The sequence below is a fragment of the Streptomyces hazeniae genome, assembly GCF_031845485.1.
Taxonomy (GTDB): domain Bacteria; phylum Actinomycetota; class Actinomycetes; order Streptomycetales; family Streptomycetaceae; genus Streptomyces; species Streptomyces hazeniae.
The window spans coordinates 1-388 of the sequence record NZ_JAVREQ010000252.1 but is presented as its reverse complement, the minus strand read 5'-3'; the positions used below and the strand labels follow the sequence as shown (position 1 = coordinate 388).

Below are 388 nucleotides of genomic sequence, written 5' to 3'. Positions count from 1 at the left end.
GTCTGGTGCAGATCGAGACGGCGCTGGAGATGTTCAAGAAGTCCGGCAGCGGTCACCTGGTGCTGATCTCGTCGGTGTTGGGTAACACCGGTGTGCCCGGAGGTAAGGCCGCCTACTGCGCTTCCAAGGCCGGGATGACCTCGCTGGGCGAGTCGTTGCGCGCCGAATACGACAAGGGCCCCATCCGGGTGACCGTGATCGAGCCGGGCTACATCGAGTCGGAGATGACGGCCAAGTCGGCGACCACCATGCTGATGGTCGACAACGAGACCGGCGTCCGCGCGATGGTCGAGGCCATCGAGAAGGAGAAGGGCCGGGCCGTGGTGCCGCGCTGGCCGTGGGCCCCGCTTACTCAGGTGATGCGGCTGCTACCGCCGAAGTACACCAA

1 protein-coding gene is annotated in these 388 nt (G+C 65.5%); it reads left to right on the top strand.

From position 1 onward, the window contains the following. A partial coding sequence (locus tag RM572_RS29585) for an SDR family NAD(P)-dependent oxidoreductase (protein ID WP_311676414.1) occupies positions 1-388 on the top strand: 388 nt, incomplete at both ends.